Annotated in this window: 21 protein-coding genes, 1 tRNA gene and 1 pseudogene; 20 read left to right on the top strand and 3 right to left on the bottom strand. The window is 68.7% G+C overall.

The window, feature by feature from the left end; genetic code table 11:
- Window positions 1-191: 191 nt before the first annotated feature.
- A tRNA-Thr gene (locus JCR33_RS13970) sits at window positions 192-267 on the top strand.
- Between the two features lie 143 nt (window positions 268-410).
- Here JCR33_RS13970 and JCR33_RS13965 read toward each other — a convergent pair.
- Window positions 411-1,271 carry a sulfurtransferase gene (locus JCR33_RS13965; RefSeq protein WP_198882715.1) on the bottom strand — a complete coding sequence of 287 codons (861 nt, stop codon included), beginning with the start codon at window positions 1,269-1,271 and terminating at the stop codon, window positions 411-413.
- A gap of 446 nt (window positions 1,272-1,717) precedes the next feature.
- Between JCR33_RS13965 and JCR33_RS25640 the strand changes: the two are divergent.
- The 13 genes and pseudogenes from JCR33_RS25640 to JCR33_RS13905 form a co-directional block, all read left to right on the top strand.
- Window positions 1,718-1,801 (top strand): annotated as a pseudogene (locus tag JCR33_RS25640) (hypothetical protein); the annotation flags it as partial.
- Between the two features lie 3 nt (window positions 1,802-1,804).
- Complete coding sequence (locus JCR33_RS13960; RefSeq protein WP_211110323.1) at window positions 1,805-2,293, top strand: molybdopterin dinucleotide binding domain-containing protein; 489 nt, start codon at window positions 1,805-1,807, stop codon at window positions 2,291-2,293.
- Between the two features lie 186 nt (window positions 2,294-2,479).
- On the top strand, window positions 2,480-3,958 hold the full coding sequence (locus JCR33_RS13955; RefSeq protein WP_332461198.1) for an ABC transporter substrate-binding protein: 1,479 nt from the start codon (window positions 2,480-2,482) through the stop codon (window positions 3,956-3,958).
- 164 nt (window positions 3,959-4,122) lie between these two features.
- Window positions 4,123-5,049 carry an ABC transporter permease gene (locus tag JCR33_RS13950; RefSeq protein WP_198882712.1) on the top strand — a complete coding sequence of 309 codons (927 nt, stop codon included), beginning with the start codon at window positions 4,123-4,125 and terminating at the stop codon, window positions 5,047-5,049.
- Window positions 5,050-5,051: 2 nt separating this feature from the next.
- Complete coding sequence (locus JCR33_RS13945) at window positions 5,052-5,930, top strand: ABC transporter permease (RefSeq protein WP_198882711.1); 879 nt, start codon at window positions 5,052-5,054, stop codon at window positions 5,928-5,930.
- A gap of 2 nt (window positions 5,931-5,932) precedes the next feature.
- Window positions 5,933-7,012: an ABC transporter ATP-binding protein gene (locus JCR33_RS13940; RefSeq protein WP_198882710.1), complete on the top strand. Its 1,080-nt coding sequence runs from the start codon at window positions 5,933-5,935 to the stop codon at window positions 7,010-7,012.
- Entirely contained in the window at window positions 6,981-7,961 is a 981-nt protein-coding gene (locus tag JCR33_RS13935) for an ABC transporter ATP-binding protein (RefSeq protein WP_332461190.1), read from the top strand. The genes JCR33_RS13940 and JCR33_RS13935 overlap by 32 nt, the downstream gene beginning before the upstream one ends.
- Complete coding sequence (locus JCR33_RS13930) at window positions 7,958-8,746, top strand: SDR family NAD(P)-dependent oxidoreductase (RefSeq protein WP_198882708.1); 789 nt, start codon at window positions 7,958-7,960, stop codon at window positions 8,744-8,746. Before JCR33_RS13935 ends, JCR33_RS13930 begins: the two co-directional genes overlap by 4 nt.
- Before the next feature lie 2 nt (window positions 8,747-8,748).
- Complete coding sequence (locus tag JCR33_RS13925; protein WP_198882707.1) at window positions 8,749-9,483, top strand: SDR family oxidoreductase; 735 nt, start codon at window positions 8,749-8,751, stop codon at window positions 9,481-9,483.
- A 183-nt stretch (window positions 9,484-9,666) separates the two neighbouring features.
- Window positions 9,667-10,425, top strand: coding sequence for a helix-turn-helix domain-containing protein (locus JCR33_RS13920; protein WP_198882706.1), 759 nt, complete (start codon window positions 9,667-9,669; stop codon window positions 10,423-10,425).
- Window positions 10,426-10,900: 475 nt separating this feature from the next.
- Complete coding sequence (locus JCR33_RS13915) at window positions 10,901-12,976, top strand: hydantoinase/oxoprolinase family protein (RefSeq protein WP_198882705.1); 2,076 nt, start codon at window positions 10,901-10,903, stop codon at window positions 12,974-12,976.
- Window positions 12,977-12,980: 4 nt separating this feature from the next.
- Window positions 12,981-14,960, top strand: coding sequence for a hydantoinase B/oxoprolinase family protein (locus tag JCR33_RS13910; protein WP_198882704.1), 1,980 nt, complete (start codon window positions 12,981-12,983; stop codon window positions 14,958-14,960).
- Between the two features lie 18 nt (window positions 14,961-14,978).
- A complete protein-coding gene (locus JCR33_RS13905; RefSeq protein ID WP_198882703.1) occupies window positions 14,979-15,752 on the top strand; it encodes a VOC family protein in 774 nt (257 codons plus the stop codon).
- Between the two features lie 12 nt (window positions 15,753-15,764).
- Here JCR33_RS13905 and JCR33_RS13900 read toward each other — a convergent pair whose 3' ends face one another.
- Entirely contained in the window at window positions 15,765-16,760 is a 996-nt protein-coding gene (locus JCR33_RS13900; RefSeq protein ID WP_198882702.1) for a LysR family transcriptional regulator, read from the bottom strand.
- 66 nt (window positions 16,761-16,826) lie between these two features.
- On the opposite strand from JCR33_RS13900, the gene JCR33_RS13895 reads away from it, so the two are divergent.
- The 5 genes from JCR33_RS13895 to JCR33_RS13875 are packed head-to-tail and all read left to right on the top strand — an operon-like array spanning window position 16,827 to window position 21,904.
- Complete coding sequence (locus JCR33_RS13895) at window positions 16,827-17,981, top strand: serine hydrolase domain-containing protein (RefSeq protein WP_198882701.1); 1,155 nt, start codon at window positions 16,827-16,829, stop codon at window positions 17,979-17,981.
- Window positions 17,978-18,430 carry a thioredoxin family protein gene (locus tag JCR33_RS25520; RefSeq protein ID WP_198882700.1) on the top strand — a complete coding sequence of 151 codons (453 nt, stop codon included), beginning with the start codon at window positions 17,978-17,980 and terminating at the stop codon, window positions 18,428-18,430. The genes JCR33_RS13895 and JCR33_RS25520 overlap by 4 nt, the downstream gene beginning before the upstream one ends.
- 32 nt (window positions 18,431-18,462) lie before the next feature.
- Window positions 18,463-19,689, top strand: a complete 1,227-nt coding sequence (locus JCR33_RS13885) for a MalY/PatB family protein (RefSeq protein WP_198882699.1) — start codon at window positions 18,463-18,465, stop codon at window positions 19,687-19,689.
- The gene (locus tag JCR33_RS13880) at window positions 19,686-20,876 is read left to right on the top strand and encodes an NAD(P)/FAD-dependent oxidoreductase (protein ID WP_198882698.1); all 1,191 of its coding nucleotides are present in this window, start codon (window positions 19,686-19,688) and stop codon (window positions 20,874-20,876) included. Before JCR33_RS13885 ends, JCR33_RS13880 begins: the two co-directional genes overlap by 4 nt.
- Window positions 20,877-20,929: 53 nt before the next feature.
- Window positions 20,930-21,904, top strand: coding sequence for a substrate-binding domain-containing protein (locus JCR33_RS13875; RefSeq protein WP_198882697.1), 975 nt, complete (start codon window positions 20,930-20,932; stop codon window positions 21,902-21,904).
- Window positions 21,905-21,988: 84 nt separating this feature from the next.
- On the opposite strand, the gene JCR33_RS13870 is transcribed toward JCR33_RS13875, so the two are convergent.
- On the bottom strand, window positions 21,989-22,261 hold the full coding sequence (locus tag JCR33_RS13870) for a metal-sensitive transcriptional regulator (protein ID WP_198882696.1): 273 nt from the start codon (window positions 22,259-22,261) through the stop codon (window positions 21,989-21,991).
- A 118-nt stretch (window positions 22,262-22,379) separates the two neighbouring features.
- On the opposite strand from JCR33_RS13870, the gene JCR33_RS13865 reads away from it, so the two are divergent.
- Window positions 22,380-24,716: a heavy metal translocating P-type ATPase gene (locus JCR33_RS13865; protein WP_198882695.1), complete on the top strand. Its 2,337-nt coding sequence runs from the start codon at window positions 22,380-22,382 to the stop codon at window positions 24,714-24,716.
- Window positions 24,717-24,794 lie beyond the last annotated feature (78 nt).

Here is a 24,794-nt window from a genome sequence, read left to right as displayed (position 1 = left end):
CCGTATACGAACTCGCCGACGGCCCCGTCGAGGCAGTCGGCGGACCGATCGAGCGCGCCCCTTTATTTGACGCGCACACATCTGTACACAGGGATGAAGTGCGGCAGCATGCCACGTCGGAGACAGCGGGAGGCAGGCTCGCACTGGACAAGCCCGGCGTGCAGCGATAGGAGGGTTCGCCGCAAGGCTACGCCGCATTAGCTCAGTTGGTAGAGCACGTCATTCGTAATGATGGGGTCGCTGGTTCGAGTCCGGCATGCGGCACCACTCCTCCAGCCTGGCCTGGGGAGTCGGCGCAAGACCCCGACAATTCCCGATGGTTTGGACATTCGCTCGCCCTCGGTCCCGAAGAGCGACGGGGCGTTCGTGCCGTACGCGCCCGCCCCGAGGTCTCGCGGGCCCGGCCGCGCTCAGAAATCGAGCTCGTTCGGCAGGTCCGCGCGCCCGCCCCATTCCTCCCAGGACCCGTCGTAGACGGGGCAGGGCTCGCCGCGCAGCACGTCCATCGCCAGCGACAGGATGCAGGCCGTGACGCCCGAGCCGCAGCTCGCGACGATCGGGCTGTCGGCGGACAGCCCCTTCTGCGCCAGCAGCGCGACGATCCTCTCCTTGGGCAGGAAGTCGCCCCGCGCCGTTCTGAGGTCGCGCTGCGAGAGGTGGACGGCACCGGGGATGTGGCCGGGTCGCACCCCGGGATAGGAGTGGGAGGTATCGCCGTTGAACTGCTCGTAGGGGCGGACGTCGACGACGATCTCGGCGCCCGTCGCGAGATTGTCGCGGATCTCGCGCCAGTCGCGCACCCAGGGGCCGAGCCGACCGACCGGCCATGCGGTGCGGGGTCGCACGCGGCCGGGACCGGAGACGATCTCGCCGCCCGCGTCGCGCCATGCGGGCAGGCCGCCGTCCAGAACCGAAATCCGCTCGTAGCCGTGCATCCGGAACATCCACCAGACGCGCGCCGCGCTGTAGAGGCCGTGGCTGTCGTAGACGATGTAATGCCGGCCGTGCTCGAGCCCGAGGCGGGAGAGGTCTTCCGCGAACTCCGCCGGCGTCGGCAGCATGCGGTGCGGCGGTCCGGGGACGCGCCGCGCCACGGCGTTGATGTCGAAGAAGATCGCCCCCGGCAGGCGCTGCGCTTCGTAGTTCTCCGGCGCGCTGAGGCCGGTGCCGGGGGTGAAGGTCGTGCCGTCGAGGATCACGGTGTCGGGGTCGTCGACACGCGTGCGCAGCCAGTCGGCGCTGACGAGAGGAGGGGTCCGGTCACGGCTCATGATGGCTCCGAGGGGCTCTTGGATCGAAGGCGCCGCCGCCGGCAGGCGTTTGGGGCAGCAGGCGTTGGGGGCGGCCGCCGGTGTGGGTCGGCTCGCTCGGCCCGACCGACGGCCGCCCGGCCATCTTCGGCGCGAAGCCGGACGAAGGATGTCGTACACCGGTCAATCTATGACGCCGCCGCGTCATTCCGGAGCCGGCGAATTGACCGCGCGACGCCGCCGACGCGCGGTAGGGCGGCGGATCGCCGGGCACGACATCGTGGATGCGGGGTGGCTGCGGGGCGGCTGCGACCGAGGTGGCCCCTCCACCCCGGCCCCACATTCGGACGCAACCTTGCCGAGCTATTCTTCTCGCCGTCGCGGAAGGAGCCGCCGGCGCGAGAGTGATATGAAGGAAGTTCCCTCCGCATCCCATTGGGACGCGTTTCGCAGGCTGATCGAGAGGGATGGTGATCGAAGAGGGACGTCTCGTCGACGTGAGGCCCTTTGCCGGGGACCCAGCGCCGACCGAGCTCATCCGCTCTTGGCCGGAGATGGTCCATTCCCGGCTGCACGCCGCCCGTCCCGCGGTGCGGCGGGGCTCGCTCGAGGAGGACGGCGGGGCGAAGCGCGGCGATGGCCGCGAGATCCTGTGGCTTCATCCGGACGATGCCGCGGCGCGGGCGATCGAGGTGGGCACGATCGTGCGCGTCCACAACGACCGGGGGAGCTGTCTCGCTTCGGCCGACGTCGACGCGGGGGTCCGCCCCGGCGTCGCGCTCCTCGCCACGGGCGCCTTCTATGATCCCGACACCTCCGGCAACGACCGGAACGCCAACCCCAACGTGCTGACGCCGGACGTCGGCACCTCCGGGATCGGGCAGGGGTGCGCGGCGCAGAGCCGTCTCGTCGAGGTCACCCCGCTCGAGGGGACGGCGCCGGCGCTCACCGTCTACGACCCGCCTCAGATCCTGCCGCGCGACGGCGTCGCGTCGACCGCCCCTGGCAATTCGCCATTATTATTTGACCGCTCGCGATCATGACGCTGCAGGGCGGACCGCTACGATTGGTCTGCCCGCGCGTAACAAGGTCGGTCCACGTGTTGGCGGCGCGGCAGCAACCAGAGCATCCCGCGATGACGCGGGGACAGGAACAAGCGAGACCTGCCCATGATAGCTAATCCGGTCATTCCACGCGGCCGATGGTTACGCGCTGCACTGTTGTCTTCGGTGATCGCCTTTGCCGGGCTCTCCGGGCACGCCGCGCTTGCCAAGGAGACCATCGTCATCGATCTCGTGGACGAGCCGCAGTCGCTCGACCCGCATCTGCATGCGAACAACAGCGCCCTCTATACCTACGGCAACATGTTCGACAACTTGCTGACGCGTGACAACGCCGGCAAGATCATCCCGAACATCGCGACCAAGTGGTCGCAGCTGTCGGACACGGAAATCGAATTCACGATTCGCGACGACGTGACCTTCCACGACGGCTCGCCGTTGACGGCCGAGGATGTCGCGTTCTCGATCCAGCGGATCATCGACCCCGCCTATGGCTCGGACTGGATCTCGACCTTCGCCGCCATCGCGGGCGCCGAGGCGACGGGCCCCAACACCGTCAAGGTGACGACGAAGACCGTCTATCCCCTGACGCTCGGCATGATGACCAAGCTGCCGGTGGTGCCGAAGGCGGTGGTCGAGAAGGTCGGCGACGAGGCGTTCAACCTCAGCCCGGTGGGCAGCGGCCCCTACAAGTTCGTCGCCTGGAACCGCGGCGTGAGCGTCGATATGGCCGCCTATGACGGCTATTGGGGCGAAAAGCCCGAATTTCCGAAGGCCGAGTTCCGCATCGTGCCGGATGCGGCGACGCGCGTTGCGGACCTGCAGACCGGCGCGGCCGATCTCATCGTCACGCTGACGCCCGACCTTGCCGTGCAGATCCAGGCCGAGCCCGGCCTCAAGGTCGAGACGGTGGCGACGGAGCGGATGGCCTATCTGAAGCTGAACCTCGAAGCGAAGCCCTTCGACGACATCCGCGTGCGTGAGGCGATCGCTTCGGCCATCGATCGCGAGGGCCTGGTGCAGGGCCTCCTCCTCGGCATCGGGGGCGTCGAATCCGAGCAGCTCATCGCCCCGTCGAGCTTCGGCTCCGACCCGAACCCGCCGGCCTTCCCGGCCTATGATCCGGACCACGCCCGCGAACTCGTCAAGGAAGTCAGCCCCGACGGGCCGATCCCGATGACGCTCGTCAACCGCCCACCCTATTCCCAGTCGGTCGCCGAAGCGGTGCAGCAGATGCTCATCGACGTCGGCTTCGACGCGACCCTCGAGGTGAAGGAAGGCGGCACCTGGTATCAGCAAGTGACCGGCGATCCGGCCCAGCACCCGGACGGCTACTTCATCAACATGTCCTGCTCGTGCGGGGATGCCGACGGACTCTTCACACTGGTGTTCGGCAAGGGCGCGAACTTCGCCAAGGCGACCGGCGCGACGGACGAGACCGAGGCACTTCTCGTCAAGGGCCGCACGACCCTCGACGAGGGCGAGCGGATGGAGGCCTACGAGGCGATGGCCGACTGGGTGGCCGAGACGCTGCCGATCATCCCGATGTATCAGGTCAGCCAGATCTACGCGATGAACGAAAAGCTCTCGTTCACCCCGACGCCCAATGAGACCATGTTCATCAACCGGATGGCCTGGTCGGAGTGAGCCGACGGCAGCGATAGCGCGTCAGAACAGCCCCCACCCTGCCGGTATGAGCAGGGTGGGAGAAAGCTGCTCGCTCCCAAAGCGTGAGAGCATCGTGTGTGCGCTCTTCCGGACGCAGGATGCTCCAGCGGCGTGCCGCCAGTGTACATGAGGAGGCAGGAAGCATGGGCGCGTTCATTCTGAAGAGGCTGTTCCAGGCCTTCATCGCCGTCTTCGGCGTTCTGACGTTCGTGTTCTTCCTGCAGCGCCTCACCGGCGATCCCGTGGCGCTCCTCGCGCCGGTCAACACCACGGCGGAGGACCTCGAGCGGATCCGCCATTCCCTCGGGCTCGATCGGCCTCTGATCGTGCAATATCTCGACTTCCTGTGGGGCGTCGTCCGGCTCGATCTCGGCCGCTCGCTGGCGCAGAGCATCCCCGTCTCGGACCTGATCTGGAGCCGGCTGCCCTACACCCTTTGGCTCGCGGTCTCCTCGCTGGTGTTCGCCCTGGTGCTCGGCGTGCCGCTCGGGGTGATCATGGCGGTGTGGCGCCGGCACAAGCTGATGGCGATCCCCTCGACCATCGTGCTCGCCGGGCAGAGCCTGCCGACCTTCTGGAGCGGCATCATGTTCATCCTGATCTTCGCCGTCGGTCTCGGCTGGCTGCCCTCGTCGGGCGCGCGGACACCGAACAGCGTGATCCTGCCGATGGTGGCGCTCGGGCTCTTTTCGATGGCGACCTTCGCCCGCGTCATGCGCACGGCGATGATCGACGAGCTCTCCAAGGACTATATCCGCACCGCTCGTGCCAAGGGGGTGCCGAAGAACGCGATGATCGCGCGCCACCTGATGCGCAACTCGCTGATCCCGCTCATCACCATGCTCGCCCTCGAGTTGGCGAACCTTCTCGCCGGGGCGGCCGTGGTCGAGACCGTGTTCGCCTGGCCGGGGCTCGGCCAGCTCGCGGTGCAGTCGATCGGAGCGCGTGACTTTCCGGTCGTCCAGGGCGTGGTGCTGTTGGGTGCCGTCACCGCGATCAGCCTGAACTTCCTCGCCGACGTGCTCTATGGCGCCGTCGATCCGCGCATCCGCGTCGGGAGGGGAGGCTGACCATGGCCCTGACCGACGCCGAGAGCGCGCCCCGCTTCGCCCGCCTCCGATGGATCTGGGCACCGGGCAACCGCAAGCTCGTGTTCCTCCTGATCCTCTTCGCGCTCTTCATCCTCGCGGCGGTGTTCGCCCCCTTGATCGCGCCGGAGGATCCGTTCCGCCAGAACCTCCTCGGTCGGCTCAAGCCGCCGGGGACCACGGCGCGGGGCACCTTCTTCCTGCTCGGCTCCGACGAGCTCGGGCGCGACGTCTTGAGCCGGGTGCTCTACGGCGCACGCATTTCCCTCGCCGTCGCCTTCTCCTCGGTCATCGCCTCGGCGCTCATCGGGGTCTCCGTCGGGATGTTCGCGGCCTATCGCGGCGGCATCGCCGAGGCGGTGCTGATGCGCCTCACCGACATCATCTTGTCGGTGCCGGGCATCCTCATCGCGCTGATCGTCGTGGCGGCGCTCGGGCCGGGCATGATCAACGTCATCCTGGTGCTCACCATCACGCGCTGGCCGCGCTATGCGCGCGTCGCCTACGCGCAGACGCTGCAGCTCTCTTCGCAACCCTTCGTGCGCCTCTCGAAGCACATGGGCTCGTCGACCGTCTACATCCTCACCCGCCACGTCCTGCCGAACATCATCGGGCCGCTCGCGGTGGTCGCCACTCTCGAGTTCGGTCTGATGATCTTGTGGGAGGCGAGCCTCTCCTTCCTCGGTCTCGGCGTGCAGCCGCCGACCCCGAGCCTCGGCAACATGCTGTCCGGCGGCCGTGTCTATGCCGCCAGTGCGTGGTGGATCGCGACCATTCCGGGGCTCGTGCTGTTCGCCCTCATCGCGGTCGTCAACGTGATGGGGGACGAGCTGCGCGACCGGCTCGACCCCAAGGGGCGCTGAGGATGACGACGACCATCGATCCCCACGACGCCGTGCTGGAGCCGGCGACGGACGACAGCGGCTTCATCCTCGACGTGCGCGAGCTCTGCGTCGCGATCCGCGGCAAGCGCGTGGTCGACGGGGTGTCGCTCGCGGTGCGCCCGCACGAGATCCTGGCGCTCGTGGGGGAATCGGGCTGCGGCAAGTCGGTGACTTCGCTCGCGGTGATGAACCTCCTCGCGACCGGGGCCGAGGTCGCCGGCGGATCGGTCACCTTCCGCGGGCGCAGCGTCTATGAATTTCCGCCGAGCGGTCCCGAGGCGCTCAACGGCAACCGCATCGCGATGATCTTTCAGGATCCGATGGGCTCGCTCAATCCGCTGATGCAGGTGGGGCCGCAGATCGCCGAAGCGCTGCTCGTCCACCGCAGCGCGGCGGGCCGCGGCCGCGGCCGGCGCGAGCTGAAGCGCTGGGCCCGCCAGCGGGCGCTCGAGATCATGGATCAGGTGGGCATTCCCGATCCGGCGCGCCGCTATCGGCAATATCCGTTCGAGCTGTCGGGCGGCATGTGCCAGCGCATCGTGATCGCCATGGCGATCATCTGCCATCCCGACCTTCTCCTCGCCGACGAGCCCACGACGGCCCTCGACGTGACGATCCAGGCGCAGATCCTCGACCTCCTGAAGCGGCTGCGCGAGGAGGTCGGCAGCGCCATCGTTCTGGTGACCCACGACATGGGCGTCGTCGCCGAGACCGCTGATCGGGTCGCCGTGATGTATGCCGGGCGCGTCGTGGAGACGGGGCTCGTGACCGAGGTGTTCCTATCGCCGCGCCATCCTTATACGCGCCTTCTCCTCGAGACGATGCGGGCACTCGAGAACGGCACGCCCAAGGGGCGCCTGTCCACCATCTCCGGTGCGGTGCCGGATGCGCGCCATTGGGGGGAGGGATGCCGCTTCGCCTCCCGCTGCCCGAAGGTGATGGAGCGCTGCCACAAGGAGCGGCCGCCGGAAACGGGCGACGACCGGTCGAGCGGTCATCGCTGGGCGTGCTGGCTCAATGATGGGCGCGGTGAGATGGGAGACATCGGCCGTGGAGCGTGAGGCACCCCTGTTGGAGGTGGAGAATCTCGAAGTCCATTTTCCGGTGCGAGGCGGGTTCTTCAACCGCGTGAAGGCCAAGGTGCGCGCCGTCGACGGGGTGTCGCTCACCATCGGACGGGGCGAGACGCTGGCGCTGGTGGGCGAATCGGGCTGCGGCAAGTCGACGACCGGCAACGCGATCCTCGGCCTGCTGCATCCAACGGGCGGGCACATCGCCTTCGACGGCGGCACCGACGACGATCCGATGTCGCACATGCAGGTGATCTTCCAGGATCCGACCTCGGCGCTGAACCCGCGGATGAAGATCGGCACCAGCATCGAAGAGCCCCTGCGTGCCCGGGGCGTGCCGGCGGCGGAGCGGCGGGCGCGGGCGCTCGAGCTATTGGAGCTCGTCGGGCTCGGGGAGGGCGCCTATGGGCGCTATCCGAGCGAGGTCTCGGGCGGGCAGCGCCAGCGGATCGTGATCGCCCGGGCGCTTGCCCTCCGGCCCCGGCTCATCATCTGCGACGAGCCGGTGTCGGCGCTCGACGTCTCGATCCGCTCCCAGGTGATCAACCTGCTCCTCGATCTCCAGGCCCGGTTCGGCCTCTCCTATCTCTTCATCAGCCACGACATGTCGGTGGTGCGCTACGTCGCGGACCGCGTGGCGGTGATGTATCTCGGCCGGATCGTGGAGGAGGGGCCGAGCGCTATGGTGTTCGCCAACCCGACCCACCCCTATTCGAGCGCGCTGATGTCGGCGGTGCCGCAGTCGGACCCGACGCGGGCGCGGATGCGGGACCGGATCAAGCTGACGGGCGAGCTGCCGAGCCCGTTGAGCGCGCCGAAGGGCTGCGGCTTCGTCACGCGGTGCCCGCTCGCGACCGAGCGTTGCCGCGCCGAACGGCCGACGCTCGTCGAAACCGAGCCCGGCCACCGGGTGGCCTGTTTCGTGAGGGCAGGCGGGTGAGCCCCGTGCCGGGCGTGCCGGTGCGCGACCCCGACTTCACCGGCCGCAGCGTGGTGGTCACCGGCGGTGCCTCCGGTATCGGCCATGAGTGTGCCCGGCGCTTCGCCTTCGCGGGTGCCGCGGTGACGATCCTCGACATCGACGCCGCCACCGCGGGGCGGGCCGTCGAGGGGCTGGCGAGGGAGGGGCTGTCGGTCGCCGCGCTCGGCTGCGACGTTTCGAAGGCGGACGAGGTGCGCGAGGCGATGGCCGAGATCGAGGCCCGCACCGGCCGGCTCGACGTTCTCTACAACAACGCCTCGGTTTTCGCCGCCGCCGACTTCCTCGAGGCCGACGAGGCCCTCTTCGATCGGACGATGTCGGTCAACCTGAAATCGGTCTTTCTGTGCAGCCAGGCGTTCGGGCGGATCGTGCGGGCATCGGGCCATGGCGGGGCCATCGTGAACGCCGCCTCGGTGGGCGTCTCCTACACCACCCCCGACACCGTACTCTATGCCACCGCGAAGGGCGGGGTGCAGTCGATGACGCGGGCGATGGCTCTCGCACTCGGGCCCCACGGCATCCGCGTCAACGCGGTCGCGCCCGGCACGGTGGTCACCGAGATGGTGCGGGAGCGCTTCGAAGACCCGGTGCGCCGCGCGAGGGCGCTCGATCGCACGCCCCTCGGTCGGCTCGGCGAGCCCGGCGACGTCGCCGGAGCGGTTCTCTTTCTGGCGAGCGACAACGCCGCCTACGTGACGGGTGCGACGCTGTTCATCGACGGCGGACGAACGGGGCTCTACTGACCATGGGACTTTCCAGCGGTCGTCGCGTGCTGGTGACGGGAGCGGCCGGTGGCATCGGCGCGGCGCTGATGGCCGCATTCGCCCGCGAAGGGGCCATCGGCGTCGGGCTCGATCTCACCACGCCCGAGGTGCCCGACGGCTGGATCGGGTTGGCGGCTGACGTCACCGACAGCGCCGGCGTGACCCGGACCATCGGAGAGGCCGCGCGACGGCTGGGCGGGCTCGACGTCCTCATCCCCAACGCCGCCTTCGCCCCGCCGTGGGCCGACATCGGCACCATCTGCGATGCCGACTGGGAGGTGGCGTTCGCCGTCAACGTGCGCGGCGCCATGGCGACGATCCGCGCCGGTGCGCCGCTTCTGCCCGATGGCGGGGTGGTGGTCGTCATGGCCTCGCTCAACGCGTGGCGGGCCGAGGCGGGGCAGGGCGTCTATACGGCGACGAAGCACGCCGTGTTGGGCCTCACCCGCGCGGCGGCCCGTGATCTCGGCCCCCGCGGGATCCGCGTGAACGCCATCGCTCCCGGGCCGATCGCGACGCCGGCGCTGCTCGCGCGGATGCGGCGCCGTCTCGGCAGCGAAGTGGAGGTGGAGGCCGCGCTGCGAACCTTCGCCGGCCGCACCGCGCTGGGGCGCCTCGCCACCGCCGAGGACGTCGCCAATACGGCGGTGTTTCTCGCCGCCGATCTCGCCAACGGCATCACCGGGCAGATGCTCGCCGTGGACGGCGGGATCTAGGCCGCCGCGGCGTCAGCCGCTCATCTCGCCAGCCCGCGCCGCCTCGCCTCCCGGCGTGGAGGCGGCGCGCTGGGCTCGGCCATTCGTGCACCAGCGGAATGAATGTTGTTCTGGCATGCTGCTTTACTGTGCAGTTTGCGGCTCTCAATATGCGATAGATCAAGGTCCCGGGATTTGTCGCACATGTTCTATCTGGAGCCGCAGAACGTAGGTCATTCGATCTTCGGCCACCGGCACCTGATCGAGGCCTACTCCTCCCCCTCGCACTCCCACCCGTTCGGCCAGCTGTTCTACGCCTCGAAGGGCCACGTCTCGATCCGCACCGACGACGGGTATCGGGTGAGCTCGACCAACCGTGCGATCTATATTCCAGGCGATGTCGAGCACCAGATCATCTTCAGCCGCCCGATGGAGCTGCACGCGATCTGGTTCGACGAGCACACGGTCGCCGAGCCGTTACCGGAGACTCCCGGCACGATCACGGTGCCGCCGCTCCTGCGCGAGCTGATCATCTCCGCGACCCACCTCGACATCGACTTCGAGCCGACCGCCCGCACGAGCCGCCTGTTCTCCGTGCTGCTCGACAATCTTGCGCCGGAGGCGACCTCCTCGCTCAATCTCCAGATGGGCTCCGATCCGCGGCTTCGCAAAGTGACGCTGTCGCTGGCGCAGGAGCCGGCCGAGGACCGCTCGCTGCAGGACTGGGCGCGTTGTGCGGGTGCCTCCACGCGGACCCTCGCCCGACTGTTCGTTTCGGAAACCGGCCTCACATTCTCCAACTGGCGGCAGCAGGCGCGCATCCTGCGCTCCATCGAGCTGCTCGCCGACGGCAGCTCCGTCGTCAACGCGGCCTACGACGTCGGCTACGAGAGCCCCAACGCCTTCATCGTCGCCTTCAAGCGCACCGTCGGGACGACCCCCGCCCGCTACTTCCGCGATTAGTGCGCCGGGTGCGATGATCGCGCGCCTGTTGCGGGAGCCATTTCCCATTTTACTTCATAGGCTTTGGGTATATGTGCCCAATCGCGCCGGTGGCGCGCGCCGCGCCGCGGGCGGTCCGAGCCGTCCCGCTGGGGTGCTGCGTCCGACCGAAGTTGTCTTGCGCGCATCATAAGCTGACCTCTCGGGGTGATCGGTGCGGGGCGCCCTCCCATTAGGTTAAGGCGTGCCTGCGGGGCCCTCCGTCGCAGGGTGAACAGGGGCGGTCCTCCCGAGAACGGCAAGTGTTGCAGTCCTCCTGCTTTCGATCGAGACATCGCCGTTCCGGGCGTCCCCTCGGCGCCGGACGCGGGGAGCCCCCTCCGATCAACGATGATGGGCGACACATCGGGCGCATCGGCGCGGCGAGCCCCCGGCGGCGGCCGGAGTCTGCCGAGCCGAACGCCGCAACGTGACTTGGTGCCGAGAAATGGATGCGATGACCAAAACGAAGCTGCGCTTTCGGATCGGCGTGGACGTCGGCGGGACCTTCACCGATCTCGTTCTGTCCGATTCGCAGACGGGACGGCTGGTCTTCTTCAAGGAGCCGTCGACGCCGTCCGACCCGTCGGAAGCGGTGGAGAAGGGCATTCTCGGGCTTCTCGACCGGGCGGGACTTCAGCCGGCGGACGTCGATCTGATCGTGCACGGTACGACCATCGGCCTCAACGCGATCATCCAGCGCCGGGGCGCGCCGCTCGCGCTCGTCGTGTCGAAGGGCAATCGCGACATCTTCGAGATCGGCAGAGGCAAGGTGCCGGACGCGTTCGACCTGCGTTCGACGAAGGAGGATTCGCTGGTGCCGCGCGAGCTCGTCTTCGAGCTTCCGGCGCGCACGCTCTACGACGGCACCATAGAGGAGCGCCCGGCACCGGAGGACTATGATCGCCTCGTCGCCGCGCTGAAGGCCTCCGGCGTCTCCGCGGTCGCCGTCACCTTCCTCAACTCCTACCTCCATCCCGAGCTCGAGGCGGAGGTGGCGCAGACGATCCGCGAGCGGCTTCCGGGTGTCCTCGTCACCGCGTCGGCGGCGATCTGGCCCGAGATCCGCGAATTCGAGCGGGCGCTCGTCGCGAGCCTCAACGCCTATATCAACCCGCTGATGGGCGCCTATTTCGACCGCCTCGAGGAGCGCCTCGCGGGGAACGGCATCACCGCTCAGCTGCTCCTCACCACCAACAACGGCGGAACGCTCGGGCTCGACACGGTGCGGGCGAGGCCGATCGAAACGGTTCTCTCCGGACCCTCGGCGGGGGTGGTGTCCTCGGCCCGCCTCGCCGAGCTCGCCGAGACCAAGAACATCATCACCTTCGACATGGGCGGCACCAGCTCCGACATGGCCGTCTCGGTGGGAGGCAAGCCCGAGCTCGCCACCTACACCACCGTCGGCGATTTCCCCCTGATGCTCCCGGTCGTGAACGTGTCGGCCATCGGCGCCGGTGGCGGGTCGATCATCTGGGTCGACGGGCAGGGGGTGCTGAAGGTGGGGCCGGTGAGCGCCGGCGCTCAGCCGGGGCCCATCTGCTATCGCCGCGGCGGCACCGAGCCCACCGTGACCGACTGCTATCTCGTCACCGGCATGCTGGCGGAGGACGGCTTTCTCGGCGGGCGGATGAAGCTCGACCGCGAATCGGCTCAGAAGGCGCTCGACGCCCTCGCCGAGAAGATCGGCCTCACGGGGCCCGACCGGGCGTGCCTCCTCGCCGAGGCGGCGCTGCAGATCGCGACGGCGAAGATGGCGACGGAGCTGTTGAAGACCTGCGCCAAGCGTGGCCTCAACCCGCGCGAGTTCACCCTGATCGCCTATGGCGGGGCGGGGCCGACCCACGCGAACTTTCTCGCCGAGGAGATCGGGCTGAGCGCGGTTCTCGTGCCGCCGTCGCCCGGCACACTCTGCGCGTTCGGCGCGCTGATGACCGACTTCAAGCGCGACTATGTGCGCACCATCCGCCGTCGCGTCGACGGGGCGGACGGTGAAGTCGCCCGGCTGATCCCCGACCTTGCCGAGAGCCTGCGCGTGCAGGCGGCGGAGTGGCTCGAACAGGAGAGCGACATCGCCGGCGAGATCGTCACGAGCTGGACCGCGGATCTGCGCTACGCCGGCGAGGGGCACGAACTCACCGTCGAGCTCGAGGGGGCGGCCATCGAGCCCGGCGGGATGGAGACGATCCGCGAGAGCTATCACGCCAAGCACATGGCGATTTACGGCTTCCAGGAGCTCGAGAGCGAGATCGACGTGATCTCCTTGCGCTCCCAGGTGGTCGGCAAGATGCCGGAGATCGTGCTGCCGGTGGTGGCTCCGCGCGGGGCGGGGAAGCCGCCCACCGAAACGCGCCGCGTCTTCTCGCGCGGCGCCTGGATCGAGGCGGCGGTCGTCGCGCGCGGCGATCTCTTCGCCGGCGACGTGGTTCACGGCCCCGCCCTCGTCACGCAGGAGGACACGACGACGTGGATCCTCTCGGGCTGGAAGGGGACGATGGATTCCTCCGGCATCATCACGGTCACGCGGAGCTGAGACGATGAAGACCAGTCCCATGATGCTGGAGATCCTCAACAACAAGCTGACCTCGATCACCGAGGAAGCGGGGTTCACCATCAAGCGGCTCGCCCACTCGCTGTTCATCCGCGAGATGTCGGATTTCGGCACGGCGCTCGCGAACCACGAGGGCCATTTCTTCGCCTATCCCTCGGCGATCGGCGTCTCGAACTTCGTCGATCTCGACTGCGGTCCGACGATCCGTGCCGTGCCCGATCTGGAGCCGGGCGACGTGATCGTCACCAACCACCCCTATGCGTCGCAGGGGCTGTCGACCCACACCCCCGACATCAACCTCGTGGTGCCCTATTTCTACGAGGGCCGGCTCGTCTGCTACGGCTGGTCGTTCCTGCACATCTCCGACATGGGCGGAAAGGTGCCCGGCTCGATCTCGCCCACCTCCACGGAGATCTTCCAGGAGGGCGTGCTGATCCCGCCGATGAAGCTGATGCGGCGGGGTGAGTTCGATCCCAACGTCCTCGCCTTCATGACGTCGAACACCCGTTCCCCCGATCCCAATCTCGGTGATCTGAAGGCGATGCTCACCGCCCATCGCTTCGCCGAACAGCGGGTGGGCGAGGTGATCGCCCAGCACGGGCTCGACGCCTTCCTCCAGTGCCAGGAGGATTTCATCGACTATTCCGCCGACAGGACGCGGGAGATCATGCGGCGCATTCCCGACGGCCGCTACGAGTTCTGGGACTATCTCGACGACGATCTCGTCACCACCCTGCCGGTCCGCATGCGGCTCGCCATCGAGGTCGAGGACGGGCTGCTGACGCTCGACTACACCGGTACCGACCCCCAGTCCGGCGCCGCCTTCAACGTGCCGACGGCCGGCAAGCGCCACGCCTTCCTGACGGCGGGGCTGATGATGCTCGTCACCACCCTCGACCCGGCGATCCCGAAGAATCACGGCATCCTGCGCGACGTGAAGGTGAAGATCCCCGAAGGCACGGTGCTGAACCCGGTCTGGCCGGCGGCGACGGGCGTGCGCCATGCCGCGGGATTGCGGGCGCGTGACGTCATTAACGGGGCGCTTCTCAAGGCGATGCCGGACGTCATGCCGGCGTGCTCGGCGGGGGTGATCATCCCCGTCGTCTTCGCCGAGCCGGCGAGTGCGGAGCGCGAAGGCAACGTCATGGTGCTGGAGCTGATGATGGGCGGGCTCGGCGCGGCGAACGAGCTCGACGGCGTGGACGGGCGCGGCGGCAGTCTCGCCAACATGCTCAACAATCCACTCGAGACCGTCGAGGACAGCGCTTCGGTCGTCGTCCGCGATTTCACCCTCGTTCCCGATTCGGGCGGGGCGGGGAAATGGCGCGGCGGTTGCGGCATCTCCTTCACCTTCGAGGTGCTGCGCGACGGGTGCACGGTGCTGGGCCGCGGCATGGAGCGGATGCGCTTCCGCCCCTGGGGCGCGCGCGGCGGTCTGCCGGGGCATCGGGCGCGGACGATCCTCAATCTCGGCACCCAGGGCGAGCAGGAGTTCGGCAAGATCGACGTCGTGTCCCTCAACAAGGGCGACACGCTCACCATCGTCACCCCGGGCGGCGGCGGCTTCGGCGACCCGTTCGAGCGCGATGTCGAGGCCGTGCGCCGCGACGTCGTGCGGGGCCTCGTGAGCCGTGCGTCGGCCGAAGCGGACTACGGCGTGAGCCTGACCGAGGACAGCGCCGTCGACGCGGCGGCGACGGCGCGCCTGCGCGGTGTGTCGAGATCCGCCCCGGCCGAATTCGCCTGGGGCGAGGAGCGTGAAGCCTGGGAGACGGTGTTCGACGACGAGGCGGTGAACGCCTTCGTCGAGAAGCTGTCGGCCTATCCGGCCATCGAGCGGGCGGTGAAGCGGCGCGAGGTGCTGATGCGCCTCTTTCCCGAACTCGCCGACCGGCAGACGGCCTTCGCGAAGATCTTGTCCCCCGAGCGGCGGGACGAGTTCGTGGCGGCCGTCGAAACCCTCTGAGCGGAAAGCGAACAACCGATGATAACCGGATTCGACCACCTGATCCTGCTGACCGCCGATCTCGACAAGGCCATCGCGGACTATTCTGCCCTCGGCTTCGAGGTGATCCAGCGCCAGGACAAGGGCAAAGGCCCCTCGGAAAACCGGCTGATCGTGTTCGACGACGGCTCCTATCTGGAACTCCTGATGCTGGTGGAGCCGGACTACAAGAAGGCGCACCGCTTCTTTCCGCTCCTCGAATATGGCGACGGGTGGGCCGATTATTCGCTGGTCTGCGAGGACCTCGCCGAAGAGGCGGCGAAGCTCTCGGTGGCCGGCGTGCCGTTCAAGGATCCGACGAGCTATTCGAAGACGCTGGAAGACGGGCGCCCCTGGGTGGTGAACCTTCTCCTCACCGGCTGGGGCGTCGGCAGCCACTGCATGCCGTTCGTCGTTTCCGACGGGACCCCGCGCGAGTTGCGGGTTCCGAACGCCGTCACCACCCACGGCAACGGTGCGACGGGGATCGGAAGCGTCGCCTTGGTGACGGGCGATCTTCAGGCGCTGGAGCCGGGGCTCGGGGCACTCTTGGGGGCAGGTGCCCCCGTCGCGAGCCCGGATGGGGCAGCGCGTTCGCTCCGCTTCGGCTTCGGTGATCGGTTCCTCGTGGTGCACGAGGTCGCGGCGGGGCCGTCGGAGATGCGCACCCATCTCGAAGCCCGCGGGGAGGGGCTCTATTCGGTGCAGCTGACCGGCGGGATCGGGTCGCTCGATGCGGCGCTGATGCACGGGGCCCGGATGTCGTTTGCCTGAGCGGATCGGGGCCTACGGGGCTTTCGGCGCGGGCAGGAGCTTGCGCCGGACGCGGTCGGTGTTCCACTCCGCCCCGCGCAGGCGGCCTTCGACGAAGCTGATGAAGGCACGGACCTTGGGCGGAAGATGACGCCCGTTGGCATAGAGGAAATAGACGCCCGCCTCGGGCAGGTTGGTCCATTCCGGCAGCAGCTGGACGAGGTCGCCGTTGCGGATGCCCTCGACGGCGAGGTAGCCGGCGAGGAGGCCGATGCCCACGCCGTGCTGAACCGCATGGGCGACCGTGTCGGAATTGTTCGACACGAAGTTGCCGGAGATGGTGACGGTCACCTCCTCTTCGCCGCGGGTGAACTGCCACTGGCGGCCGGCGGCGCTGTAGTAGGTGAAGCGCACGCAATTGTGGTTCACGAGGTCCTGCGGCGTCGCCGGCACCCCGTGCTTGGCGATGTATTTCGGCGCGGCGACGAGGATCCGGCGATTGGTGGCGATGCGGCGGGCGATGAGGCCGGAATCGGCGAGCTCGCCCGTGCGGATCACCACGTCGTAGCCGTCGCGGACGATGTCGACGAAGGTGTCGCTGTAGTCCACCTCCACCTGCAGATCGCGGTAGAGGGTGATGAAGTCGAGGACGATGGCGTTCACGTAGAGCCGCCCCAAGGCGACGGGCGCGCTGATGCGCAGCGTCCCCCGCGGCTCGCTGTGGAAGTTGGAGATGATGTCGTCGACTTCCGCGATGCGGGCGAGGACGGCCAGCGCCTCGCGATAGTAGGCCTCGCCCGCCTCCGTCAGCGCCACGCGCCGCGTGGTGCGGGTGAAGAGACGTACGCCGAGACGGTCTTCGAGGCGGGAAATCTGCCGGCTGATCGTCGACGGCATCACGTTCAGATGGGTGGCCGCCTCCGCGAAGCTCAGATGCTCCGCCGCCGTCACGAACGTCATCATCAGCGTAATGCGATCGCCTTCGATGGCGCTCGGATCGGGCAGGCGGATGCGACCGCCTCCGGTCATGTGCCGGTGGCCGCGACGGCGGCGGTGCGGCGAGCCGGCAAGTGTTGAGAGAGAGAGGACAGCACCATGGGAAGTTCTGACTCGCAGGTCGTCGCCCGTCTCGACGCAGTGTTCGACGGGTTCGTCGTCGATGGCAATGTGGTGGGTGCATCTGTCGCTGTCTCCCGCGAAGGAGACAAAATCTACATGCGGTGCGACGGATTCGCGGATCGCGAGAGCGGCCGGCGGGTGACCGCCGACAGCCTCTATCGTCTCGCGAGTCTGACGAAGCTCGTCACCTCGGTGACGGCGCTCAGCCTGTGGGACGAGAAGCGGCTCGACCTCGCCGAGCCCGTGCGCACCTATCTGCCGTGGTTCGAGACCCGGCTCGCCGACGGCACGCCGGCCGACATCACGCTGAGCGAGCTGATGTCCCACAGCGGTGGGCTCACCTACGGCTTCCTCGGCGCCGTCGACGGGCCGATGGTCGCGGCCGGCGTGTCGGACGGTCTCGACGACGCCCGTCTCAGCCTCGCGGAGAATTGCCGGCGCATCGCGACGGTCCCCCTGATCTGCGCGCCGGGGTCGGCATGGAACTATTCGGTGTCGACCGACGTGCTGGGCGCCGTGATCGAGGCCGTCACGGGCGAGCCGTTGCCGCAGGCGGTGTCGGCGCGCGTGACGGGCCCGCTCGGGATGGTCGACACGGCCTTCACCGCGGTGGACCCGGCACGATTGACCAAGGCCTATGCGATCCGCCCCGATGGGGTGGTGCCCATGAGCGATCCCCAGGAGCTGCCCTCCTCGACGGGCGGCATCGTGCGCTATTCGCCGGGCCGTGCCCTCGATTCCCAAGCGTTTCCGTCGGGTGGCAGCGGGATGGTCGGCAGCCTCGACGACTACCTCGCCTTGCTCGAGGCGATCCGGACCGGCGGGGCACCGATCCTGTCGCCCGAGGCGGTGCGCCTTCTCGTGACCGATCAGGTGGCGGGGCTCGACGTGCCGATGGCGGGGGCGGGCTGGGGGTTCGGGCACGGCGTCGCGGTGCTGCGCGATCCGGCCGCCGCCGGCACCGCGCGGGGCGAGGGGGCCTGGCGGTGGGCCGGTGTCTATGGCCTTTCCTACTGGGTCGATCCGGCGTCGGGAACGAGTGCGGTCAGCATGACGAACACCGCCGGGACCGGAAAGCCCGGCCATTTCCACGACAGCGTGACCCGCGCGGTGCATCCCGACGCGGCGTGAGCGGCGCCGGGGTTCAATGGCGCCTCCTCGCCATTTTCTGGCAAGCCGCGGTCATCTCGTGCGGGGGGAACTGGGCCAATATCGCCACCACTGGGCGCGCGCGGTCGGTGCCGTCCGAACGCAGCGCGAGGAGTGGCGAGATGAGCTGGCAGAAGATCGGCATGGGTGAGTTCGAGTCCGAGGTTCTGGGCAAGTCCGGCCCGGTGCTCGTGGCATTCGTCGCCGAGTGGTGCGGCACCTCGCGTCGCCTGATGGCCGAACTGACCGACCCGGACGCCCCCGATGTCCTGTGCATCGACGTCGACGAGGAGCCGACCGTTTCGGAGAGGCTCGGCCTCAAAATGGTGCCGACGCTCGTGGTCTATCGCGACGGTCGGCCCGGTTCGCGCGCCGACGGCATGAACACCGTGGCCGAGGGCATGAGCTGGCTTCGCGCCGCCGCGGCCTGAACCGAGATGAGAACGTTAGGACGAATGCAGCGATGACATCCGAGCGCGACGCGCACGCCTTGGCGACCACGGATTTCGACCTCGACCTGTCGGAAGACCAGCTTCGCACCCGCCGCAATGTGAAATGGTCGCAATATCCGGCCGACGTGCTTCCGGCCTTCGTGGCCGAGATGGATTTCGCCGTGGCGCCGCCGATCCAGGCGGCGCTGGAACGGGTGTTGCGCCAACAGGACTACGGCTATCCCAAGCGCGACACCGAGCGCCCCGAATATACGATCTCGGAGAGCTTCGCCGCCCGGATGCAGCGCCTCTACGGCTGGACGATCGCGGCCGAGGAGGTTCAGCCGCTGGCGGATCTGGTGCAGGCGAAATTCGCCGCGATCACCGCCTTCTCCGACCCCGGCGACGGGGTGATCGTGCAGGTGCCGGCCTATTCGCCCTTCTTCGATGCGGTCGAGACGCCGGGGCGCGTTCTGAAGGCCATGCGGATGGTCGACGACGGCACCGGCTATGTGCCCGATCTCGACGCGCTGCGCCGGCTGGCGCCCGAGGCGTCGATCCTCACGATCTGCAATCCGCACAACCCCACCGGCCGCGCCTTCACCAAGGACGAGCTCCTCGCGATGGCACAGGTGGCGATCGAGCACGATCTCGTCATCGTGTCGGACGAGATCCACTCCGATCTCACCTACGAGCCCTTCAAGCACATTCCGATCGCCTCGCTCTCGCCCGAGATCGCCGCGCGCACGGTCACGATCAACTCGCCGACCAAGAGCTTCAACATCCCCGGCCTGCGGGCCGCGGTGATGCACTTCGGGACGATGGCACTGAAGGAGCGCTTCTTCGCGCGCGTTCCGCGCAAGCTCCTCGGCCAGGTCGGCGTGTTCGGCATCGAGGCGGCGAACGCGGCCTGGCGCGAGGGCACGCCGTGGCTCCTCGCGGTGAAGGCGGCGCTCGCGGATCGGCGCGCGCGCGTCGTCGCGGCGCTCGCCGGCGAGCCGGGTCTGAAGCTCTATGCGCCCGAGGCCACCTACATGGCCTGGCTCGACTGCTCCGGCCTGCGCCTCAACGTGCCGGCGCAGCAATTCTTCGTGGAGGAGGCCAAGGTCGGCTTCTCGGGCGGATCGGCGTTCGATCCGGATGCCGGATCGACCTTCGTGCGCGTGAACTTCGCGACATCGGCCGAGATCCTCGATCGCATCCTCGATCGCACTCTGACGGCGACGAGAAAGCTAACCACGGCGGGACACGAATCATGAAGGAACGAGCGAAGGCGGACGTCGTCGTCGTCGGAGCGGGGATCTTCGGGCTGGCGATCGCCTGGGAGCTGCAGCGCAAGGGGCGTCAGGTCGTTGTTCTGGACAAGGGTTCGATCGGCACCGAGGCCTCGGCCCGCAATGGCGGCGGCGTGCGGGCCGAAGGGCGTCTGCTGCCCGAGATCCCGCTGGCACAGATGGCGATCGACATCTGGAAGGGGCTCGAGGGAGAGCTCGGCCGGCGCACCGGCTACCGGCAGACCGGCCACATGTACGTGGCGGAGAACGACGGCGACCTCGAGCGGCTCGAGAAGATGCGCGCCTCGGAGCTGACCGTGGGGCTCGAGACCGAGATCATCGGCCCGAACCAGCTCTACGAGCTGGCGCCGGGGCTGAAGCCCGGCTACCCGGGTGCGAAGTTCTGCGCCACGGACGGCTCGGCCGAGCCGGCGGTCGCCATGGTGGCGCTCGCCGCCGCGGCGGAGGAGGCGGGCGTGCGGCTCGCCGCGAACCAGCCGATCCGCCGCATCCACACCGAGGCGCACAAGATCACCGCCGCCGAGACCGACGAGACGATCTTCGAGACGGGCGTGATCGTGAACTGCGCCGGGCCGTGGGCCCCGCTCGTGGCCCAGCTCGTCGACGTCTACCTGCCGATCTATCCGGCGCGCACCAACATGTCCTACACCGAGCCGGTGGGGCATCTGTCCGACTGCTTCGTGCAGGCGGCGTCCCAGAACATGGCGATCCGCCAGCTCGAAGGCGGCAACGTGCTCCTCGCGCAGGGCGCCCCGCAGCCGAAGGACATCTCCCAGTTCACCTTCTCGAAGAGCTTCTTCGGCACGCCGCTCAGCGACACGCCGCGGCCGGCGAAGGCCGGCGAGATGTTCCCCGCGCTCGCCAACGCCAAGATCGTCGGACGTTGGGCCGGGATCCGAGAGAACACGCCGGATCAGATGCCGATCATCGACATCTCGGGCGAGGCGGTCGGCGGGCCGGAGGGCTTCTTCACCGCCGCGGGCTTTTCCGGGCACGGTTTCTGCCTCGGGCCGGCCGTGGGGCGGCTGATGGCGGAATGGATCGTGGACGGGGCGCCGTCGCTCGACCTCTCGGCGTTCCGGCACGACCGCTTCATGCGGGCGGACTCGCCCTGGGCCGAAACCCATCTCCTGGCCCAACAGACAGGTTGAGCGTGACCGACATGCACGGCAAGACGACGGAGCTCGTCCGTTCCGAGCCCCCGATGCGCACACAGGAACTCTCGGTCGGCTGCATCGGGTTCGACCGGGTACGGGCGATGGCCGACGGCCGCGTCGGTATCCCCGGCTACCACATCGCGATGCCGCGGATGAACTCGCTGGAGATCTTCGACGCGTCGCTGGTGCGCGGCAAGCTGAGCGTGGCGGAGATCTCGCCGGGCTTCCTCGCGAGCTATCTGGAGAGCGGCAAGCGGGACTATGCGGGCCTGCCGATCCCGATCGCCCGCAGCTTCCGCCACGGCTCCATCTATGTCCGCGAGGGCGGCAGGATCGCCAAGCCGACCGACCTGCGCGGCGCGACGATCGGCGTGCCGGACCTGATGGGCACCACCTACATCTGGCAAAAGGGCATGCTGCAGGACGAGTTCAGCATCGACCTCAGCGAAGTCACTTGGATGATCGGCAAGGTCGACGAGGGCCTGTCGGGCTGGTCCCAGCCGAAGGCCGGCCACATGCCCGGCGCTTCGGTGGTGGTGGCGAACGGCACCGATACGCTCTCCGAGCTCCTGGTGCGCGGCGAGATCGATGCGATCCTGTCGATCAAGCGGCCCGAGCGCTTCCGCAAGAAGACGGGGATCGTGCGTCTGATGCCCGACTTCCACGAGCGCGAGAAGGACTTCTACGCCCGCACCGGCATCCTGCCGATCATGCACATGATGACGATCCGCTGTGCCGACGTGGCGCGGGATCCGGACCTTCCGGGCAAGGTGGTGAGCGCCTTCACCGCGGCCAAGAACATCGCCCTCGAGGAGCTGCGCGAGACGATGTACTACTTCTCCTCGCTGCCGTTTCTGCCGCACGCCGTCGAGGAGGCGGAGGCCGTCTTCGGCGACGATTTCTGGCCCTATGGAATCGAGAAGAATCGCCGCTCGATGGAGACGTTCTTCCGCTACTGCCAGGAGCAGGGCCTCACCGAGAAGCGGCTGCAGGAGACAGACTTCTTCCCGCATTTCGTCTGACGCGGAGGGCGCCCCGCCACCGGGCGTCCGCCTCGCCCTCGGCGCCGCCGCCGCCCGGCCCCGCCCAGCCGGCGGGGCCGATCCTCACGATCCGAACTTGTTGAGGATGTCGATCAGCTCGCGGAATTTCTGCCGCTGGTCCTCGGCGTCCTGGTGGGCGATGGCGTGCTCGATGCACGCGTCGGCGTGATCCTGCAGAATGATCCGCTCCACCCCCCTCAGCGCCGACCGCACCGCCATCGTCTGCGTCAGCACGTCGACGCAGTAGCGGTCCTCCTCCAGCATCTTCTGAATTCCGCGCACCTGGCCCTCGATCCGCTTCAGCCGGGCGAGCGCCTTCTGTCTGTTGTGCTTCACACGCTGGTCTCCGCCGTCATGATGGCCGTTGAAACAGCAGCCCAATACCCCTATAGGGTATAAATCGCTGCGCGCGATGCCAACACTCTTTGCGTCGGCGAGGGGACGGGAGGCGCCTATGGAAAGCCATCATCACCATCATCATTCGTCAGACGGGGCGAGCCCGCAGGAGGGCACCGCCATCGATCCCGTGTGCGGCATGACGGTGAAGCTCGACGCCGGCAAGCCCACGCACGAGCATGCCGGCACCACCTACCATTTCTGCTCCGCCGGATGCCGCGACAAGTTCGCTGCCCGGCCGGAGATCTTCCTCGCCGAGGCGCGCCCGGCGCAGGGCCCGAAGGATGCCGTCTACACCTGCCCCATGCATCCGGAGATCGAGCAGATCGGCCCGGGCACCTGCCCCATCTGCGGCATGGCGCTGGAGCCGAAGACGGTGTCGCTCGACGATGGCCCGTCCGAAGAATATGTCGACATGCTGCGCCGCTTCCGCGTCTCGCTGGTGCTCGCGGTGCCGCTGGTGATCATCGCCATGGGGCGCCATCTGGTGCCGGGGGTCGAAGACCTCGCGCCCGGCTGGGCGCTCAACCTCGCCGAACTGGTGCTGGCGACGCCCATCGTGGTGTGGGGCGGCGCGCCGTTCTTCGTGCGTGGCGTCGACAGTGTGCGCACCGGCCACTTGAACATGTTCACCCTCATCGGGCTCGGCTCGGGGGTGGCGTTCGCCTATTCGGTGGTGGCGACGCTCGCGCCGGGCCTCTTCCCGCCCGCCTTCCGTGACCAGTCGGGCGACGTCGCGGTCTATTTCGAGGCGGCGGGGGTGATCATCACGCTCGTCCTCCTCGGTCAGGTGCTGGAGCTGCGCGCCCGCGAGGCGACCGGCGGGGCGATCCGTGCCCTTCTCAACCTCGCCCCCAAGACCGCCCATCTGGTGGACGGCAAGCGCGAGCGGGACATTCCGCTCGATCTCGTGCAGGTGGGCGACCTTCTGCGGGTGAAGCCGGGCGAGGCCGTGCCGGTCGACGGCGTGGTCACGGAAGGGCGCAGCGACGTCGACGAATCGATGCTGACGGGCGAGCCGATCCCGGTCGCCAAGGCCGGCGACGATGCCGTCACCGGCGGCTCGATCAACGGCGCCGGCGTGCTGGTGGTGCGGGCCGAGAAGGTGGGCGCCGACACCATGCTGTCGAAGATCGTGCAGATGGTCGCCGACGCCCAGCGCAGCCAGGCGCCGATCCAGAAGCTCGCCGACCGCGTGGCCGGCTGGTTCGTGCCGATGGTCATCGCCGTGGCGGTGGCCGCGTTCGCCGCCTGGGCGGTGTTCGGTCCCGAGCCGCGCTTCGCCTACGCGCTGATCGCGGCGGTGTCGGTGCTCATCATCGCATGCCCCTGCGCGCTGGGGCTCGCGACGCCGATGTCGATCATGGTCGGCGTCGGCAAGGGGGCGCAGGCGGGCGTGCTGATCAAGAACGCTGCGGCGCTGGAGCGCCTGTCGGCCGTCGACACGCTGGTCGTCGACAAGACGGGCACCCTGACCGAAGGCCGCCCGACCCTCGTCGCGGTGGAGCCCGCCGGGGAGATCGCCGAGCCCGATCTCCTGCGCCTCGTCGCGAGCCTCGAGGCGCTGTCGGAGCATCCGCTCGCCCGCGCCATCGTGGCGGGCGCCAAGGAGCGCGGCATCGAGCCGGCGACGGTCGCCGAGTTCGACAGCCATGCGGGCAAGGGCATCTCCGGCCACATCGACGGTCGGCGCGTGGCGATCGGCAACGCCGCTCTGGTGGAGGCCGAGGGGGGTCACGCGGGCGCCCTCGCCGAGCGCGCCACCGAGCGTCAGGCGAACGGCGAGACCGTGATGTTCGTGGTCGTCGACGGGACCCCCGCCGGCATCGTCAGCGTGGCCGACACGGCGAAGGCCGGCGCCAAGGAGGCGATCGCCGCCCTCCACGCCGCCGGCCTCAGCGTGACGATGCTGACGGGCGACAATCGCCGCACCGCGGAGGCGGTCGCCACCGCGATCGGCATCGACGACGTGATCGCCGAGGTGCTGCCGCAGGAAAAGCACGACCACGTGGCGCGGCTGCGTGAAGCGGGACGCGTGGTGGCGATGGCCGGCGACGGGGTCAACGACGCGCCCGCCCTCGCGGCCGCCGACGTCGGCATCGCGATGGGCACGGGCGCCGACGTCGCCGTCGAGAGCGCCGGCGTCACGCTGGTGCGGGGCGACCTCGACGGCCTCGTCAAGGCACGGCGCCTGTCGGAGGCGACGGTGGCCAACATCCGCCAGAACCTCGCCTTCGCCTTCCTCTACAACGGGCTCGGCGTGCCGGTGGCGGCGGGCGTGCTCTACCCCGCCATCGGCCTCCTCTTGTCGCCGATGATCGCGGCGCTGGCGATGAGCCTCTCGTCGGTCTCCGTCATCGGCAACGCGCTGCGGCTGCGGCAAACGAAGCTCTGACCGGACCCGAGGCGGGACTCGAACCTCGCGCTCGATCCGCTAGGCTCCGGCCCTAACCATTTCCTTACCGTTCTCGTG

Source organism: Acuticoccus mangrovi (assembly GCF_016411865.1).
Classification (GTDB): domain Bacteria; phylum Pseudomonadota; class Alphaproteobacteria; order Rhizobiales; family Amorphaceae; genus Acuticoccus; species Acuticoccus mangrovi.
This window is presented reverse-complemented; position numbering and strand designations above follow the sequence as displayed.

Coding starts and splice junctions, on each gene's coding strand:
- JCR33_RS13965 (WP_198882715.1), bottom strand. CDS start 1,271: ATGAGCCGTGACCGGACCCCTCCTCTCGTCAGCGCCGACTGGCTGCGC.
- JCR33_RS13960 (WP_211110323.1), top strand. CDS start 1,805: ATGGTCCATTCCCGGCTGCACGCCGCCCGTCCCGCGGTGCGGCGGGGC.
- JCR33_RS13950 (WP_198882712.1), top strand. CDS start 4,123: ATGGGCGCGTTCATTCTGAAGAGGCTGTTCCAGGCCTTCATCGCCGTC.
- JCR33_RS13945 (WP_198882711.1), top strand. CDS start 5,052: ATGGCCCTGACCGACGCCGAGAGCGCGCCCCGCTTCGCCCGCCTCCGA.
- JCR33_RS13940 (WP_198882710.1), top strand. CDS start 5,933: ATGACGACGACCATCGATCCCCACGACGCCGTGCTGGAGCCGGCGACG.
- JCR33_RS13925 (WP_198882707.1), top strand. CDS start 8,749: ATGGGACTTTCCAGCGGTCGTCGCGTGCTGGTGACGGGAGCGGCCGGT.
- JCR33_RS13920 (WP_198882706.1), top strand. CDS start 9,667: ATGTTCTATCTGGAGCCGCAGAACGTAGGTCATTCGATCTTCGGCCAC.
- JCR33_RS13915 (WP_198882705.1), top strand. CDS start 10,901: ATGACCAAAACGAAGCTGCGCTTTCGGATCGGCGTGGACGTCGGCGGG.
- JCR33_RS13910 (WP_198882704.1), top strand. CDS start 12,981: ATGAAGACCAGTCCCATGATGCTGGAGATCCTCAACAACAAGCTGACC.
- JCR33_RS13905 (WP_198882703.1), top strand. CDS start 14,979: ATGATAACCGGATTCGACCACCTGATCCTGCTGACCGCCGATCTCGAC.
- JCR33_RS13900 (WP_198882702.1), bottom strand. CDS start 16,760: ATGACCGGAGGCGGTCGCATCCGCCTGCCCGATCCGAGCGCCATCGAA.
- JCR33_RS13895 (WP_198882701.1), top strand. CDS start 16,827: ATGGGAAGTTCTGACTCGCAGGTCGTCGCCCGTCTCGACGCAGTGTTC.
- JCR33_RS13885 (WP_198882699.1), top strand. CDS start 18,463: ATGACATCCGAGCGCGACGCGCACGCCTTGGCGACCACGGATTTCGAC.
- JCR33_RS13880 (WP_198882698.1), top strand. CDS start 19,686: ATGAAGGAACGAGCGAAGGCGGACGTCGTCGTCGTCGGAGCGGGGATC.
- JCR33_RS13875 (WP_198882697.1), top strand. CDS start 20,930: ATGCGCACACAGGAACTCTCGGTCGGCTGCATCGGGTTCGACCGGGTA.
- JCR33_RS13865 (WP_198882695.1), top strand. CDS start 22,380: ATGGAAAGCCATCATCACCATCATCATTCGTCAGACGGGGCGAGCCCG.